General features: G+C 33.4%; 12 protein-coding genes. 9 read left to right on the top strand and 3 right to left on the bottom strand.

All coding sequences use genetic code 11. From position 1 onward, the window contains the following. The first annotated feature begins 93 nt into the window (after positions 1 to 93). Positions 94 to 402: a hypothetical protein gene (locus FA048_RS05625; protein ID WP_136839219.1), complete on the top strand. Its 309-nt coding sequence runs from the start codon at positions 94 to 96 to the stop codon at positions 400 to 402. A 73-nt stretch (positions 403 to 475) separates the two neighbouring features. Next, the gene (locus FA048_RS05620) at positions 476 to 1792 is read left to right on the top strand and encodes a sigma-54-dependent transcriptional regulator (RefSeq protein ID WP_136839218.1); all 1317 of its coding nucleotides are present in this window, start codon (positions 476 to 478) and stop codon (positions 1790 to 1792) included. Here FA048_RS05620 and FA048_RS05615 read toward each other — a convergent pair. Then, positions 1789 to 4245: a hybrid sensor histidine kinase/response regulator gene (locus FA048_RS05615; RefSeq protein WP_136839217.1), complete on the bottom strand. Its 2457-nt coding sequence runs from the start codon at positions 4243 to 4245 to the stop codon at positions 1789 to 1791. The genes FA048_RS05620 and FA048_RS05615 overlap by 4 nt on opposite strands. Before the next feature lie 70 nt (positions 4246 to 4315). Between FA048_RS05615 and FA048_RS05610 the strand changes: the two genes are divergently transcribed. The 6 genes from FA048_RS05610 to FA048_RS05585 all read left to right on the top strand — a co-directional run bounded on the left by FA048_RS05610 (position 4316) and on the right by FA048_RS05585 (position 10121). Further along, the gene (locus tag FA048_RS05610) at positions 4316 to 5005 is read left to right on the top strand and encodes a helix-turn-helix transcriptional regulator (protein ID WP_136839216.1); all 690 of its coding nucleotides are present in this window, start codon (positions 4316 to 4318) and stop codon (positions 5003 to 5005) included. Positions 5006 to 5151: 146 nt separating this feature from the next. Next, entirely contained in the window at positions 5152 to 5649 is a 498-nt protein-coding gene (locus tag FA048_RS05605; RefSeq protein ID WP_136839215.1) for a DinB family protein, read from the top strand. 116 nt (positions 5650 to 5765) lie between these two features. After that, positions 5766 to 6755, top strand: coding sequence for a 23S rRNA pseudouridine(2604) synthase RluF (rluF, locus tag FA048_RS05600; RefSeq protein ID WP_136839214.1), 990 nt, complete (start codon positions 5766 to 5768; stop codon positions 6753 to 6755). Between the two features lie 125 nt (positions 6756 to 6880). Next, the gene (gene rlmN, locus FA048_RS05595; protein WP_136839213.1) at positions 6881 to 7933 is read left to right on the top strand and encodes a 23S rRNA (adenine(2503)-C(2))-methyltransferase RlmN; all 1053 of its coding nucleotides are present in this window, start codon (positions 6881 to 6883) and stop codon (positions 7931 to 7933) included. Positions 7934 to 8030: 97 nt separating this feature from the next. Continuing rightward, a complete protein-coding gene (locus FA048_RS05590) occupies positions 8031 to 8729 on the top strand; it encodes a ComF family protein (RefSeq protein WP_136839212.1) in 699 nt (232 codons plus the stop codon). A 3-nt stretch (positions 8730 to 8732) separates the two neighbouring features. Then, positions 8733 to 10121 carry a hypothetical protein gene (locus FA048_RS05585; protein WP_136839211.1) on the top strand — a complete coding sequence of 463 codons (1389 nt, stop codon included), beginning with the start codon at positions 8733 to 8735 and terminating at the stop codon, positions 10119 to 10121. Positions 10122 to 10227: 106 nt separating this feature from the next. Here FA048_RS05585 and FA048_RS05580 read toward each other — a convergent pair whose 3' ends face one another. Together FA048_RS05580 and glyA are read right to left on the bottom strand one after the other, a co-directional pair. After that, on the bottom strand, positions 10228 to 12999 hold the full coding sequence (locus tag FA048_RS05580) for a PAS domain S-box protein (RefSeq protein WP_136839210.1): 2772 nt from the start codon (positions 12997 to 12999) through the stop codon (positions 10228 to 10230). A gap of 17 nt (positions 13000 to 13016) precedes the next feature. Continuing rightward, on the bottom strand, positions 13017 to 14288 hold the full coding sequence (gene glyA / locus FA048_RS05575) for a serine hydroxymethyltransferase (protein ID WP_136839209.1): 1272 nt from the start codon (positions 14286 to 14288) through the stop codon (positions 13017 to 13019). Positions 14289 to 14520: 232 nt separating this feature from the next. On the opposite strand from glyA, the gene dxs reads away from it, so the two are divergent. Continuing rightward, positions 14521 to 16449, top strand: coding sequence for a 1-deoxy-D-xylulose-5-phosphate synthase (gene dxs / locus FA048_RS05570; protein WP_136839208.1), 1929 nt, complete (start codon positions 14521 to 14523; stop codon positions 16447 to 16449). Positions 16450 to 16454 lie beyond the last annotated feature (5 nt).

The raw sequence follows: 16454 nt of genomic DNA, 5'->3' as shown, positions 1-16454 counted from the left end.
AACCAGCTATTTAAAAGATCACAGTCCTTTTGGCATCATTCTGTACTATAGCCTTGTATAGTTTCACTAAATAATATTTTAAAACTTTTAATTATGAAAAAATTAATTTTATCAGCTGCAATTTTAGCTTTCGCGGGATTTACAACAGTACAAGCAGGAGAAATCAAAAACAAAATCGAATTAGTTTCAGTACAAGATAGCGTTGTAAAAACACCAATTAAATTAGAAGAACTTCCAAAACCAATTGCCGACATTCTTAAAACAGAACCATATGCAACTTGGACACCAACTGCTGCATTTAGTGTTAAGGACGGAGACAAATTATATTTCCAAGTTGATGTTAAAAAAGAAGAAAAAGTAGGTTCATTAAAATTTGACAAAGACGGTAAACCAGTAGAGTAATTCCCAAATATCTATATATCGTAATAAAAACAACAAAGGCCGGATTTTATCTGGCTTTTGTTATTTTTGCTCTATGTCGCAGATACTAATTGTTGAAGATGATACTACTTTTGCTCAAATCATTGAAGGGTTTTTAGGTAAGAACAACTATGCCCTAGAAATTGCAGTTGATTTAAATCAGGCTTTTAAATTAGTGGATAAACAAGAGTTTGAACTGTTATTGATAGATTATAGATTACCTGATGGAACTGGATTAGATTTATTAAAACATGTAAGAGACAGAGGCCTAACAGTTCCCATTATTATCATGACTAGCTTTAATGATGTAAGAACAGCTGTAAAATCTATTCAACTTGGTGCTTTCGATTACATTACCAAACCAATAAATCCAGATGAGTTACTAATGGTAATTAAGGGTTTATTAGAAAAGAAGAAGACCAAAAATAACGAAGGCAAGGATTTTATTAAAGGCAAAAGTGCTGTAGCAGATCGATTATACGAGCACATAGACTTAGTTGCTCAAACAGATATGTCTGTGATTATACAGGGTGAAAGTGGAACGGGAAAAGAATTCGCGGCAAGAACCCTACACCTACAAAGCAAGAGAAAAAACAAACCATTTATTGCAATTGATTGTGGTGCTTTATCTAAAGATTTAGCTGCAAGTGAACTTTTTGGACACGTGAAAGGGGCTTTTACTGGGGCAGTAAATGATAAAAAAGGCCAGTTTGAAATAGCTAATGGTGGAACGCTCTTTTTAGATGAAATAGGAAACTTAAGTTACGAGGTTCAAATAAAGTTACTTAGGGCTTTGCAAGAGCGTATCATTCAACCTTTAGGTAGCAATAAGCAAACAAATGTTGATGTAAGAATTATAGTTGCTACAAATGAAGACCTTAATAATGGCATGAAAACCGGTGAATTTAGGGAAGATCTTTACCATCGTTTAAATGAGTTTAAAATTATCATTCCGCCTTTGCGTGAAAGAGGAAAAGATTTGGAACTTTTCATTTATCATTTTGTAGAATTAGCCAACAAAGAATTAAATAGGAATGTAAAGGAAATTGAGCCAGATGCAAAGGCATTATTATTAAAATATGATTGGCCAGGAAATTTGAGAGAACTAAGAAACGTAATCAAAAGAATGGTTTTATTAAGCCCAAGTAATTTAGCTACCCTTAGTGGTTTACCTGAGGAAATGACAATAGCTGTTGATCAAATTCCAATTTCAAGCTCTTCTGACTTAAAAGCGATAAATGAGGTAAATGAAAAAAACCTAATTGTTGAAACGTTAAATAAAGTAAGGCACAACAAATCTAAGGCCGCCAAACTTTTAAACATTGATAGAAAGACTTTGTATAGCAAAATGGAAAGATATGGCATTGATTAATCTTCCATTCCAATCTGTTTTATCAAATCCTTTAACTTAACAATCAAACTATTAAGTTGCACTTTTACCTGTTCGGTAATTGAAGTTTGATCAGCAATCTCTTGCTCTATTAATCTAAATTCAGTTCCTAGTTCATTAGCACCAATTTGGGCTATTCTACCAGCTAAACGATGCACAATTAATCTAATTTTGCTTATTTCCTGCACAATAATACTTGTTTCTAAGTCCGCAATATCATTAAAACAGTCATTTTCAAATTGAAATAAGATTTTCTTCATCATTTGTTTATCGCCCATTGTCATACGTTCTAGTGAGGTTAAATCGTAAGAAATTGTTCCAGAAATGAATGTATTGTTAAATATGGAGAGTAAATCAGCCGATTTAAAAGGTTTCATTATAATTCCTTCAAACCCAACATCTAAGATACTCCCTTTTTCATTAGGTAATACTTGAGCTGTAATTGCATAAAATTTAACATCAGTTGGCATTTTAACTTTAAGCAAAGTGAACAATTCCAATCCAGACATTTCGGGCAAACGTATATCTATTAAAACAAATTTCACCTCTTCATCTATTGGCGCTTCTAACACTTGCTGTGCAGAGCTAAAACTTTGGTAAGGTGTTTTTTGCTGGCTAAATATTAATCCACACAGTTCTAAAATCAACAAATCATCGTCTATAACCCAAACTTTCGGCAAATCTGTATTGGTAGAATCATCTAAAAGTAATGGCGCTTCATTTTGTAGGGATGCTGTTTGATATTTTAAAAAGATATTAAAGGTTGTACCAACATCTATTTTACTTTTCACATAAATTCTTCCGGCCTGACTTTCTACCAACTCTTTAACAATAGCTAAGCCTAATCCCGTGCCTTCCTTATTAATTACATGCTTCTCGGGTTCCTCAATCTGTTCAAACTCATTAAAAATTATCTTAACATCAGCCTCATCAAATCCAATTCCTGTATCTTCAATTATAAAGTTAAAGTGCATTTCTTCACCTTGTTTTTTACAAGAAACATTAAATACAACTTTACCTTTTATCGTAAACTTAACCGCATTTCCTAAAACATTAAATAAAATCTGTTTTAATCTAAAGGGATCTCCATTTACAAATACCTCATTTAAATCTAGATTAGAAATGAACTGAATATTCTTTTTCTCCGCTAAGGGAAGCATGCCAGCAATCACTTCATCCAATAATTTCAACATGTTAAAATCTTGGTTGTTGAAACTAAACTTGCCAGAAATAATTCTATTATAATCTAAAACTTCATTTACGATTTGAAGCAAATGTGTTGAAGAATTATAAATGGCACTAACATCTTTTTTTCTAGGATTTTCTTGCCTTAATATTAACTCCGAATAACCCAAAATTGATTGAAGTGGTGTTCTAATTTCATGGCTCATATTTGATAAAAATCGTTGTTTTGCCGAGCCATGATATTCGGCTTCTTCCTTGGCTTCTTCTAAAGCAAGTCGGTATCTATTGCTTTTTGCAATATCAGTTAATATGAGGTACCCTAAAACAAGTGTAATCAAAAAGAACACAATAATAATTACTGTAATTTGTTTTACTCCATCACTTACAACTTCTTTTGCCTGCACGTTTTTTACATCAATTTGTGTAACGGTTTCTGCCTCTACTTCACGTAAAACTTTTAACATTTGCCTTGTTATCAAATTGCTAGCATTGGCCAGGTCTGCTTCCTTTTTTAAAAATCGGTTGCTTTTATAGCGTTGTTCTTTTTCTATGCTCAATAAAGATGATTCGATACCCTTCATAATGCTATCTTCTACAACAGCATTTAGCGTATCTCTCTTTACTTTAAATTCTTCATTGATGATTTTGTAAACTTCAGCCTTTTTCTTACCAAACAATCTATTTAAAAATCCCTTAGATTTGCCTCCATCCTCCTGTGCTAACGTTGTTGTAGAAGTAGCTGTTTCTGTAGTTAAAATGGCCCTATCAGCTTCTCTAGATCTTTGTGAAACTAATTCGTTTAATTTCTGTACTTCATTAGAAAAAGACTTGGTATTTACTAAAGTCTCTCGAACTTCTAGGTACATCAAAAACTGTTTATCTCTATCAGATAATAATTTCTTTATGGATTTAATTCGATTTAGTTGTGCTTCATCATTTTCGAATAAGCGGGAAAGCGTGTCTAACTTTTTTCTTAATCGCCTAGTTTCTAAAATAAAATTATTTTGATTTGCAGACCTATTAAATGCTTGGTCTTTTTGTAGTTGATCTAACCTTGCTGTTTGATGTGAGAGTTCATTAACAATTCTTAGTCTATTGTTTGGAGCAGAAAGTTTCTCAACTGTGTGCAACATTTCCCCGAACACAAATTTACTAATTCCCCAAGCTAGTAATAGCGCAAAACAGGCAAATAAGAAGCCTATAATCACTTTACCTTTTGTTGCTTCAATAAATCTTTTTGGAACAGCCATTAATCTAATCTTATTTATAAGTTATTTTATAACGAAATAGTTTTCAGAAATAACATATCTTTAATTAATAATGAATCGCATCGATAGACTTTTTGGGATTTTAATCCTTCTACAATCTAGAAAATATGTAACTGCAGAAAAAATTGCTAATCAATATGGTATTAGTGTAAGAACGGTTTACAGAGACATGAAAGCATTAGGGGAACAAGGCATTCCTTTAAGTTTCGAACAGCATAAAGGGTACTATATTGTTCAAGGTTATTTTTTACCCCCTGTTTCTTTCAATTCTGATGAAGCTAATGCATTACTTTTAATGGAACGTTTTTTAGAAGGTTTTGCTGATAGGTCTATTCTAAATCATTACACCACAGCGTTAAATAAAGTAAAAACTGTACTTCGCACTGCACAAAAAGAAAAGTTAGAAAGCTTAAATGAAAACATCAAACTACAGCTGCCCAATCGCTTAGCTAACAACTTTGAATATCTTTCTGTCTTACAAAATGCAATATCAGCCAAATGCGTTATAGAAATAGACTACAAAAATAATAAGGGAGAAATAAGCAAACGTGAAGTAGAACCTATTGGATTAGTTTTTTACGCTTTTAGCTGGCATTTAATTGCCTGGTGCCATTTAAGAAATGAATATCGAGACTTTAAAGTCAATAATATCTTAGAAGTAAAATGTACTGATGTTCCATTTAGAAAACTTGAACATATGTCATTAAACGACTATATGAAACTGCTTCCGGTCAACTATTAATCCCCAATTAACCAGATAGCCAATAAGAATTTCTAATTATTTATCTGATCTCTAAATTACGTTTTAAATAATTTTAAAATTTATTTTACACTGCCATAGGGTTGTCAGTTGCCCCTCTTTTCTTTGTTTTATAAAACAGAGAAATTATGAATATTATTGAATTATTATTAAGAGAATTAGAAAGCGAAGCGCAAACTACTCGTAAATTTTTAGCATTGGTTCCATTTGATAAAGCTGAATGGGCACCTCATGAAAAAAGCATGAAAATGATGCCATTGTCAACTCATATTGCAGAGTTACCCAGTTGGATAAGCTTAGGTTTAACAACTGATGAATTAGATTTTGCCACTGCCCCTTACGAACCTATTGTAGTAAACAATAATGAAGAGTTACTAGCAATATTTGAAAAAAGTTATGAAGGAGCAAAAGCAGAACTGACAAAAGCAAAAGAAGAAGAATTAATTAAAAGATGGGTTTTGCGTAATGGTGAACAAATTTTGAGTGATATGGATAAATATGGAATCATTCGCATTGCATTTAGTCAAACTACACACCATAGAGCACAATTGGGTGTGTATTTCCGTCTTTTAGGTATTCCGGTACCATCTAGTTACGGACCAACTGCAGATGACCAGAGTTTTTAAACCATTTTCATATAGGCACATCGGATTTATAACGATGGGCCTATGTTTCTACATTGTTGTAATGTATAGATGTGTTAAAATGTTAACTTTGTAGCATTAATTATTAATTCTACCCAATGACTGATCCAACAACAAGGTTAAACAAATACATTAGTGAAAGCGGTTTATGCTCAAGAAGAGCTGCAGATAGATTTATTGAGCTAGGCCAGGTTTTTATCAATGGGCGTAAGGCCAAAGTTGGCGATAAGGTATTTTTTGGAGATTTAGTAAGTGTAAATGGGAATACCATTGAACCCAAACAAGCAGAAAATTCTATCCTTTTAGCTTATAACAAACCTGTTGGCATTACCAGTACTACAGAAGCTAATGTAAAAGGCAACATTGTTGATCATGTAAATCATAGTGAACGTGTTTTTCCTATTGGAAGATTGGATAAAGATTCATCTGGTTTAATTTTCTTAACCAATAATGGCGACTTAGTGAACAAAATTCTTCGTGCTGGCAATAATCACGAAAAAGAATACATCGTTACAGTTAACAAACCTATAACCGATCAATTTATTGAAGGGATGAGTAAGGGTGTTCCGGTATTAGGGGTAATGACTAAAAAATGTAAAGTAACTAAAGAAAGTCCTTTTGTTTTTAAGATTACGCTAATACAAGGGTTAAATCGTCAAATACGTAGAATGTGTGAGCATTTTGGCTTTGAAGTAACAAAGTTAGAAAGAACTCGTATCATGAACATTACTTTAAAAGGTTTGCCTGTTGGCGATTGGAGAGAGCTAACCGAGCAAGAACAGGCTGAGATTTTTAAAATGGTTGCTAAATCTAGCTCAGAAAAACCTGTTGTTCCCAAAAGGGTTAATAAGAAATCAGCTGAAGAAAAAGAAGAAAAGCCAGCACAACGTTTTGCTAAATCTAAAGGTAGGCCAACAGGAAGCAAAGCAAATGCAGATAATAGATCAACTGGCGGTGCTCCAAGAAGTAGCAATGCCACTACTAGCGATTGGTTTAAATCTAATGGCCCTAGTAAAAGGCCAACTCGCCCATCAAATGGAAAACAAGGTGCACCAGCTGCAAAAACTCGTAGTCCGAAAAGGAAATAAAATTGTATTAAAAGTTGAAAGTTCCGAGTTAACTGTCTGGATGTAAAGTCATTTTGCATTTAATACATCACTCAGAACATTCAACCTGTAATCCATAACACAAAATTAATTACCTTTGCATTAACATGATTAGCACTAAAAAAATAGATATCCGTTCATTAGATTTGCCTCAGCTGCAACAACATTTCACAGAAATGAAGGAGCCAGCATATAGAGCAAAACAAGTTTATCAATGGCTTTGGGAAAAATCTGCTCGTAGCTTTGAAGAGATGAGCAATCTATCAAAAGACCTTCGTAAAAAACTAGATGACAGTTACGCGATTAACATTGTAGAAATAAATAGTGCTCAATTTAGTAACGACCATACCATTAAAAATGCCTTTCGTTTATATGATGGCAACATTGTAGAAGGAGTATTAATTCCTACTGAGGAAAGAATGACCGCCTGCGTGAGTTCTCAAGTTGGCTGTAGCTTAACTTGTAAGTTTTGCGCTACAGGATATATGGACCGCAAACGTAATTTAAATGCCGATGAAATTTATGATCAAGTTGTTTTAATTGACCAACAGGCCAAGAAAAACTACAATATTCCATTAACAAACATTGTTTACATGGGCATGGGAGAGCCTTTGTTAAACTATGCGAATGTGCTAAAATCCATTGAGCGAATTACAGCTCCTGATGGTTTAAATATGTCTTATAAAAGAATAACTGTTTCTACTGCGGGCATTGCTAAAATGATTAAAAAACTTGGTGATGATGGCGCTAAATTTAACCTAGCACTCTCATTGCATGCGGCCAACGATATAAAACGTAATGAAATTATGCCAATTACTGAGCACAATTCATTAAAAGCATTAGCAGAAGCGTTAAAATATTATTTCCAAAAAACTAAAAACCCCGTTACCTACGAGTATATTGTATTTAACAACTTTAATGATGAAATTCAAGATGCAATGGAGCTCGTTAAATTCTGTAAACACGTTCCTTGCAAAGTAAATTTAATTGAATACAACCCAATCCAGTTCGCTGATTTCATTAATGCGGAGGGCGATAAAATTGATGCTTTTGCTACTTATTTGCGTAATCATGGTGTAAATACAAACATTAGACGTAGTAGAGGTAAAGATATTGATGCCGCTTGTGGGCAATTAGCTGTTAAAGAAACAGCCGAATAATTTTTAACTGGCCTCTTCCGCTAGTCTTACTATTAACTATTTCTCTCTTACATTTTCAATAAGTTTTCTTTTTAGTAGAAATTTACTAAATTGAATTATGATAGCCGTAAAACGTTTAGCTACTGATGTAATCAATCTGCTCTTTCCAGAGTTATGTAATGCTTGTGGTACAAGTCTTTATTACGGTGAAAAAGAGATTTGCATTAAATGTTTATATGATTTACCTTATACAGATTACCATTTATATCCAGACAATCCGGTAGCAAAACAGCTTTGGGGTAGACTAAATTGTAACGCTGCTATGGCGATGTTATATTTTAGAAAAGGAACTAAAGTTCAAAATCTAATGCATAGTTTAAAATATAAATCACAAACGCAAGTTGGTGTTAAACTCGGCTTTTTACTTGGCGAAAAATTGAAATTAAGCAATCATTATGATGGTATTGACTTGGTTATTCCTGTCCCACTACACCCTAAGAAGGAAAGGCTAAGGGGTTATAACCAAAGTGAATATATTGCAAAAGGAATAGCGGAAGCATTACAAATCCCAATGAGAATTGATCAGTTACTCCGCAATAAATCTACCGATAGTCAGACCAAAAAATCCAGATACAATAGATATGAAAATATGCAATCTGTATTTAATGTTAGAGATAAGGAAGAGTTAGAAAATTTACACATTCTTTTAGTTGATGATGTGATTACAACTGGAGCAACACTAGAAGCATGTGGGAATACGTTATTAAATTCGGGTATTAAAAAATTGAGTATAGCTGCTATAGCTTTTGCAGAATAAAATATGAGTTCAAAATTATCAATTTTAGGTTTACTATTTATCCTCTTCTTTGCAGCTTGCAATAAGGATGAAGACCTTACTTTAGAATTGGATGCTAAACTTGATTTTTCTACAGATAGTGTTTTATTTGACACCGTATTTACCTCAATTGGCTCTAGCAGTCGAAGATTAAAAATTTCTAATCCAAATGGGCAAGCCATTAACCTTAATAATATTAAATTAAGTGGGGGAAACTCTTCAGCGTTTAGTTTAAATATAAATGGTCAGCCTGTAGCTGAAACGAATGATATTAAAATAAATGGCAACGATTCTATTAATGTTTTTGTAAAAGTTAACATCAATCCAACTACAGAAAGTTTACCGTTTATTGTACAAGATTCTATCTTATTTTACTTTAACGGAAAGAAACAAAGCATTCCTTTAGTAGCTTATGGACAGAATGCAAATTTTGTAACCAATACAACTATTACTGAAAATACTATTTGGAATAGCAAGTTGCCTTACATTATTTATAATTCTTTAACAGTTGCAGAAAATGCAACTTTGATAATAAACCCAGGTAGTAAAATTTTATTTCATGGCAATAGTACGTTAAGTGTTAAAGGAACATTAAAAGTTAATGGCAGTAAAACGGATAGTGTTTTATTTGCAAGCGATAGGCTAGAAAAACTATATCAAAATGAAACTGGCCAATGGAATGGGATTCACCTTTACCCAGAAAGTAAAAATTCTACAATTAATTATGCCATAATAAAGAATGCAACCGCTGGTATTACATTAGATGGAAGATCTACTACAACTAAGCCAAAATTACTTTTAACGAATAGCGTAATTAAAAATATGGAGGTTGTTGGCTTTTTAGGTTATGAAACTGAATTAATTGCATTTAACAATTTGTTTTTTAACTGTGGACAGTATTTACTGTACGGTGCAGGTGGAGGGACTTACAATTTAAAACAGAATACTTTTGCAGGTTACAATGATAATAAATTTGCTCGTAAAACTGCATCTGTTTACTTATCAGACTATATTAGTGACACACAATCTAGTAATTTAAATTTAGTGCTTATTAACAATATAGTTTATGGTAAATTACTGGATGAATTTTTAATTGATAAAAAATCAGCTTCAACATCACTTACTTCAACTCTAAAGAACAATCTATTCAAAACAACAAATTACAGTTACAACAACAATGGAAATATTTTAAATACAGATCCACATTTTATTAGTTCTGAGAAATATATTTTTAAGTTGGAAAAGAACAGTATAGTAAATAATAAAGGGCAAAATTTAAGCTCAGATGCCTATTTTGGCGATTTTTTAAATAAAGATTTGAAAAACAATTCAAGATTATTTCCTTCTGAATTAGGTTGTTATGAAAATAATTAAAAAATTATAAACTTTTTTAAAACAAAAGGTATTCGCTTGCGTTTATTATATCGAGAGCGTTAATTTAGATGGTAAGGGTCGATATTTCTTCTGAAGTATCGGCCCTTTACTTTTTAAGGTAAGTTGCTAAGATACCTTTAATTTCCTCTGGATTAAATGGCTTTAGGATGTGTCCATTCATACCAGATTCCTTAAATTTCATATTCTCATTGTGTAACGTTGAAGCAGTTAGGGCAATTATAGGTAGCTCCTTATAATAATCGCCATCAAGCTCACGGATAATTTTAGTTGCATCAAAGCCATCAATTCCCGGCATCCGAATATCCATAAATACCAAGTCGTAAATATTGTTTACAACTTTATTGATAGCCTCTTCTCCATTAGATGCAAAATCTAATACCAATCCCCATTTGCTTAAAAATCTCTTCGCAATTAGAATGTTTACCTCATTATCATCAACCACTAAAACCCTCTTACCTGTAAACAAACTTGGCAATGGATCTTTTGTCGGAACTAAAGAGGAATTAGAAAGTCTATTGAAATTAATAGCAAATGAAAATATAGTTCCTTTTCCTTCAGTACTTTCTACCTTAATTTCAGATTGATACAGCTTAAGCAATTTTTTTGTAATGGCCAAACCTAATCCTGTACCGCCATACTTTCTAGAAATATCAGTTCTAGCTTGTGTAAATGTTTCGAAAATGTAAGATTGCTTATCTTCTGGAATACCAATTCCGTTATCTCTAATCTCAAAATAAATCAAAGATTCGTCTTCATCATCTTTCTTCAGTTTTACAATTAAATCTACTTTACCATTATCTGTAAATTTAATTGCATTACCCAGTAGGTTTATTAGAATTTGGTACAATCTTGTTTTATCGCCTAATAATTTCGCTGGTATCTTATTATCGTAAATTAATTTTAATTGGTTTCCCTTTTTGCTAGCATTAACTTGAAGGGAATTAATTATGTCAACAGATAAAGTGTGTAAATCAAACGGAACCGCTTCTAATTGAAGATTGCCTGTTTCGATTTTAGTAAAATCCAAAATATCATTGATGATATTTAATAAGTTTTCTCCAGAAAATTTAAGAATATTTAAATCATCAATCTGCGATGCTTTTGGTTCATTCTCTAACAACAAATGAGTCATACCTATTACTGCATTTAAAGGAGTACGAATTTCATGGCTCATTACAGATAAGAACATCTCTTTTGCCTCGCTCAGCTGCAAAGCCTGTTCACGGGCTTCAATCATTTCACGCTCTACCTGTTTGCGTTGCGTAATGTCATAAATAAGCTCAACTTGGCGTTCTAATTTTCCATTTACATCAAGAATTGGAGTATTTGCAACAGACAGCCAAATTGGGGTTCCATTTTTCTTATGTGCTAAAACTTCTATGGTATATGCCTGTTTATTTATAGCTTTCTTTCTAGATTCCTTAATCAGTTCTTGATCGGTTTCTTTGCTAGACAACATATCACCCAACATATTGCCATAAAGTTCATCTAAAGTATAACCCACTAACTCTTCAAGAGCTGCATTAACCCAGGTAATTTCTCCCTTGTCATTTGTAATGGCTACGCCTGTATCTGTTTTACTTGCAACTAATGATAAGATCTGCAGTTCTTCTTCAACCTTTTTCTTTTCTGTAATATCTATAATAATCTCAACCTCTGTTTCTACCTTACCATCATTGTCTAATACAACAGTATTGTAAATTGAAAGCCAAATTGGTTGTTTATCTTTTCTATAAGCTAAAATATCAACTGTGAAAGATTGTTTTTGTTGAGTAAGTTTTCTTGCATTTTCAATTTTAGCCCAATCTGTTTCAGGACCACTAATTAAATCGCCCAAAGGCTTACCCTTTAAATCTTCTAGGTTAAAACCTGTTATCTTTTCAAAGGCCTCATTAACCCATGTTACGTTATTCTGATCATCATTAATAACAACACCATTATTAACTTTACTCGCAACAAAAGACAATTTCGTCAATTCATTTTCAACCTTTTTTCTTTCAGTAATGTCTCTGCCATAACAATACCATCGGTCTTCTTTAGAAACCATTCCCCAGCCAACCCATTTTACTAGCCCTGTTTTGCTAACTAATCTAAAATCGATGCTGAACTGCTTATTTTTATTTTTAAGCCCCTGCTCTATACCAAAAACTGTTCTGTCAATATCATCTTGGTAGCAATAGTTCCATATACTTTTCCCAACCACCTCCTCTACACTATATTCTAGCATAGTTGTAACGGCATTGTTAATAAATAATATGCCCCCACTCCTATCTAAAATGCAATGGATTTCTGGCGAAACTGTAAAAATATCTAAAAATTCATCAAAGCGTTTAGTTTGTAATAGCAATTGAGAATTTTTCCTTTTCAATGCTAACTGTGCAATAACTTGAACGGCCAAGGTTTGTAAAGCTTCGATTTGATACTCATCTAAATTTCTCGGAACTACATCCAATAAAACCAAACAACCTAAAGCAAAACCATCTGCATCCACTAAAGGTGCGCTTACATAAAACCTAATGCCTTTACCCAAAGAAAGCGCGGCATTATTGATCAAATTTGGTTCTAATTCAACATCTGGAACAATATAAATATTGTCATACATCATTGTGTATTGACAAATTGTTAGCTTTCTTGATACGTTTTTATATTCAGGATTAATGCCCAAAGAAGATTTTAGAACAATTTCATCTTTGTCTACAAATGAAACATAAGCCATTGGTACTTTAGCAATCTGTGCTGCCAATTTTACCAAGTTATCTAATTCATGTTCTAATCCCTCTCCTAAAATATCATAAGAATACAAGGCTTGTAGGCGTTGTTCTTCAAATTCAGGTGATAGAATAGGGTTTATAAACATTTAGAGAGGCTACAATCTTATTTATAAAGTGGAAAACGGCTCACTAACTTTTGAACTTTTAATTTAACAGTTTGCAAATTATTTTCATCTTCTGGGTTAGTTAATACTTCATCTATCAGATCCACAATTTCTTGCATTTCAGTTTCTTTAAAACCTCTTGAAGTTATAGCTGCAGTACCAACACGCATTCCTGAAGTTACAAATGGAGATTTATCATCAAACGGAACCATATTTTTGTTCACGGTAATTTCTGCTTTTTCTAATGCACCTTCTGCAACTTTCCCAGTTATATTTTTATTACGAAGGTCGATAAGCATTAAATGATTATCTGTACCACCAGAGATAATACCATATCCTTTAGCTACAAAAGCTTTAGCCATTGCTTGCGCATTTGTACCAACTTGTTTAATATAAGTTAAATAGTCGTCTGTTAAAGCTTCTCCAAATGCAATCGCCTTAGCCGCAATGATATGCTCTAATGGACCACCTTGAGTACCTGGAAATACAGCCATGTCCAATAGGGCCGACATCATTCTTACTTCACCTTTAGGAGTTTTTAATCCCCATGGATTTTCAAAATCTTTACCCATCATGATCATTCCACCACGAGGTCCACGTAAAGTTTTATGTGTGGTTGTGGTTACAATGTGGCAATGTGGAAGTGGGTTAGCTAATAATCCTTTTGCGATAAAACCTGCTGGATGAGAAATATCTGCTAATACTAAAGCTCCAATTTTATCGGCTACCTTACGAATAAAAGCATAATCCCATTCTCTAGAATAAGCTGATGCACCACAAATAATCAATTTTGGTTTTTCGGCTAAAGCAACTTCTTCCAATTTTGCGTAGTCAATTAATCCGTCTTCTTTTTTAACACCGTAGAAATGAGGCTGGTATAACTTACCTGAAAAATTAACTGGAGAACCATGTGTTAAGTGTCCACCGTGTGATAGATCAAAACCTAAAATTTTATCTCCCGGTTGTATTACAGCTAACATTACTGACGCATTTGCCTGTGCACCAGAATGTGGCTGTACATTTACCCAGGCAGCACCAAATAATTTTTTTGCTCTTTCAATAGCTAAATTTTCAATTTCATCAACTACTTGGCAACCACCATAATAGCGCTTACCCGGCAAGCCTTCGGCATATTTATTGGTTAAAACTGAACCTGCAGCTTCCATTACTTGTTTGCTCACAAAATTTTCTGATGCAATAAGTTCAAGGCCGTGCTCTTGTCTGTCTAATTCTTTGTTGATTAAGTCAAAAATTATAGTATCTCGTTTCATTATGGAATAGTATTTTTGGTAAAAATAATGATTTTATCCTTTAATTCAAGGCTTTATAAGTAATAGTCTATATTAATGCAATACACTAAGATAAACTTGTATTTTTAAGTCAATTGCAGTAGAATAGCTTTTAAGTTGTGGTTATAAAACTCTTTATCATGACGCAAATTTGAAACGATTCTTAATAAAAGTATTAAACAAAATACCGTACTTTGTATTTTTAAAATAATGCATGGAAGTTAAGACTGGGCCTTTATTATCTACTATCAATTATCCTGTTGATTTAAAGCAGTATAGTGAACAAGATTTAGAGCAAATATGCCAAGAATTACGTCAATATATTATTGATGTTGTAAGTGTGAATGGAGGGCATTTTGGTGCAAGTTTAGGCGTTGTAGAATTAACTGTTGCTTTACACTATGCACTAAATACACCTTATGACAAGCTAGTTTGGGACGTAGGCCACCAAGCTTACGGGCACAAAATCCTAACGGGAAGAAGAAGCCAATTTCACACCAATAGAATTATTAATGGAATAAGTGGTTTCCCTAAGATAAGCGAAAGTGAATATGATACTTTTGGTGTAGGTCATTCATCAACTTCTATTTCAGCTGCTTTAGGCATGGCTGTTGCTTCTCAATATAAAGGCGAGAAAGACAGACAACATGTAGCAGTTATTGGAGATGGAGCTATGACCGCAGGTTTAGCTTTTGAAGGATTGAACCATGCAGGCATTGAAAATTCAAATCTCTTAGTGATTTTGAATGACAATTGTATGTCTATTGATCCAAATGTTGGTGCGCTTAAAGAATATTTAACAAGCATTACAACTTCAAAATCTTACAATCGCTTCCGAGAAGATGTTTCGCAAGTATTAAGCAAACTTTCAGCACTTGGTCCGAATGCGCATAAATATGTTAAAAAGATTGAAAAAAGCATAAAGGGCACGCTTCTTAAGCAGAGCAATTTATTTGAAGCTTTAAATTTTAGGTATTTTGGTCCGGTAGATGGCCATGATGTTAAGCGTTTAGCTGCAGTAATTAAAGATTTATCAGCTATTCCTGGCCCAAAACTTTTACACTGTGTAACCGTAAAAGGTAAAGGGTTTGCCTTAGCAGAAAAGGATCAAACTAAATGGCATGCACCTGGCTTGTTCGATAAAATTACCGGAGAAATTAAAAAATCTATTCCAGATAAACCTCAACCTCCAAAATATCAGGATGTTTTTGGGCATACTATGGTTGAATTGGCACAAGCAAATGCAAAAATAGTAGGTATCACACCTGCAATGCCTTCTGGCTCATCATTAAATATCATGATGAAAGCAATGCCAGATAGAGCATTTGATGTAGGTATTGCTGAGCAGCATGCAGTAACTTTTTCTGCAGGATTAGCAACGCAAGGCTTAGTACCTTTTTGTAATATCTATTCTAGTTTTATGCAAAGAGCATTTGATCAAGTAATTCACGATGTGGCAATCCAAAATTTAAACGTTGTTTTTTGCTTAGATAGAGCAGGTTTAGCTGGTGCCGATGGCGCAACTCATCATGGCGCTTATGATTTAGCTTATATGCGTTGCATTCCGAATATGGTGGTAGCTTCTCCAATGAATGAAGAAGAACTACGTAATTTAATGTTTACCGCACAGCAAGATAATATTGGACCATTCACTATTCGTTACCCTCGTGGCAGTGGTGTAATGCCCGACTGGAAAAGACCATTTAAAGCATTGGAAATTGGCAAAGGAAGAAAAATTTGTGATGGTGAAGATGTTGCAATTCTATCAATAGGACATGTTGGAAATTTTGCAGTTGAAGCTTGCCAAGAATTAAATAGTGAAGGTATCCATCCTGCGCATTTTGATTTAAGATTTGTTAAACCTTTAGATGCCGCAATGCTTCACGATGTTTTTAAACGCTATACAAATATCATCACTATAGAAGATGGCTGCTTGCAAGGGGGAATGGGAAGCGCTATTTTAGAATTCATGGCCGACCATAATTATAAAGCAAATGTGGTAAGACTAGGTATTCCTGATGAATTTATCGAACATGGGGAACAGCCTGAGCTTTGGGCAATATGTGGGTACGATAAAAATGCTATCATTAATGCTGTAAAAAAAATAGCTGTGGGTAGAACTACAAAAACAATGGCTTCTTAATCTTA

The sequence above is a fragment of the Pedobacter polaris genome, from assembly GCF_005116505.1.
GTDB classification, from domain to species: domain Bacteria; phylum Bacteroidota; class Bacteroidia; order Sphingobacteriales; family Sphingobacteriaceae; genus Pedobacter; species Pedobacter polaris.
The sequence above is the reverse complement of the archived record's forward strand: the minus strand, read 5'-3'. Positions and strand labels throughout refer to the sequence as shown.

Coding starts and splice junctions, on each gene's coding strand:
- FA048_RS05620 (WP_136839218.1), top strand. CDS start 476: ATGTCGCAGATACTAATTGTTGAAGATGATACTACTTTTGCTCAAATC.
- dxs (WP_136839208.1), top strand. CDS start 14,521: ATGGAAGTTAAGACTGGGCCTTTATTATCTACTATCAATTATCCTGTT.
- FA048_RS05590 (WP_136839212.1), top strand. CDS start 8,031: ATGATAGCCGTAAAACGTTTAGCTACTGATGTAATCAATCTGCTCTTT.
- FA048_RS05615 (WP_136839217.1), bottom strand. CDS start 4,245: ATGGCTGTTCCAAAAAGATTTATTGAAGCAACAAAAGGTAAAGTGATT.
- glyA (WP_136839209.1), bottom strand. CDS start 14,288: ATGAAACGAGATACTATAATTTTTGACTTAATCAACAAAGAATTAGAC.
- rluF (WP_136839214.1), top strand. CDS start 5,766: ATGACTGATCCAACAACAAGGTTAAACAAATACATTAGTGAAAGCGGT.
- FA048_RS05585 (WP_136839211.1), top strand. CDS start 8,733: ATGAGTTCAAAATTATCAATTTTAGGTTTACTATTTATCCTCTTCTTT.
- FA048_RS05605 (WP_136839215.1), top strand. CDS start 5,152: ATGAATATTATTGAATTATTATTAAGAGAATTAGAAAGCGAAGCGCAA.
- FA048_RS05625 (WP_136839219.1), top strand. CDS start 94: ATGAAAAAATTAATTTTATCAGCTGCAATTTTAGCTTTCGCGGGATTT.
- rlmN (WP_136839213.1), top strand. CDS start 6,881: ATGATTAGCACTAAAAAAATAGATATCCGTTCATTAGATTTGCCTCAG.
- FA048_RS05610 (WP_136839216.1), top strand. CDS start 4,316: ATGAATCGCATCGATAGACTTTTTGGGATTTTAATCCTTCTACAATCT.
- FA048_RS05580 (WP_136839210.1), bottom strand. CDS start 12,999: ATGTTTATAAACCCTATTCTATCACCTGAATTTGAAGAACAACGCCTA.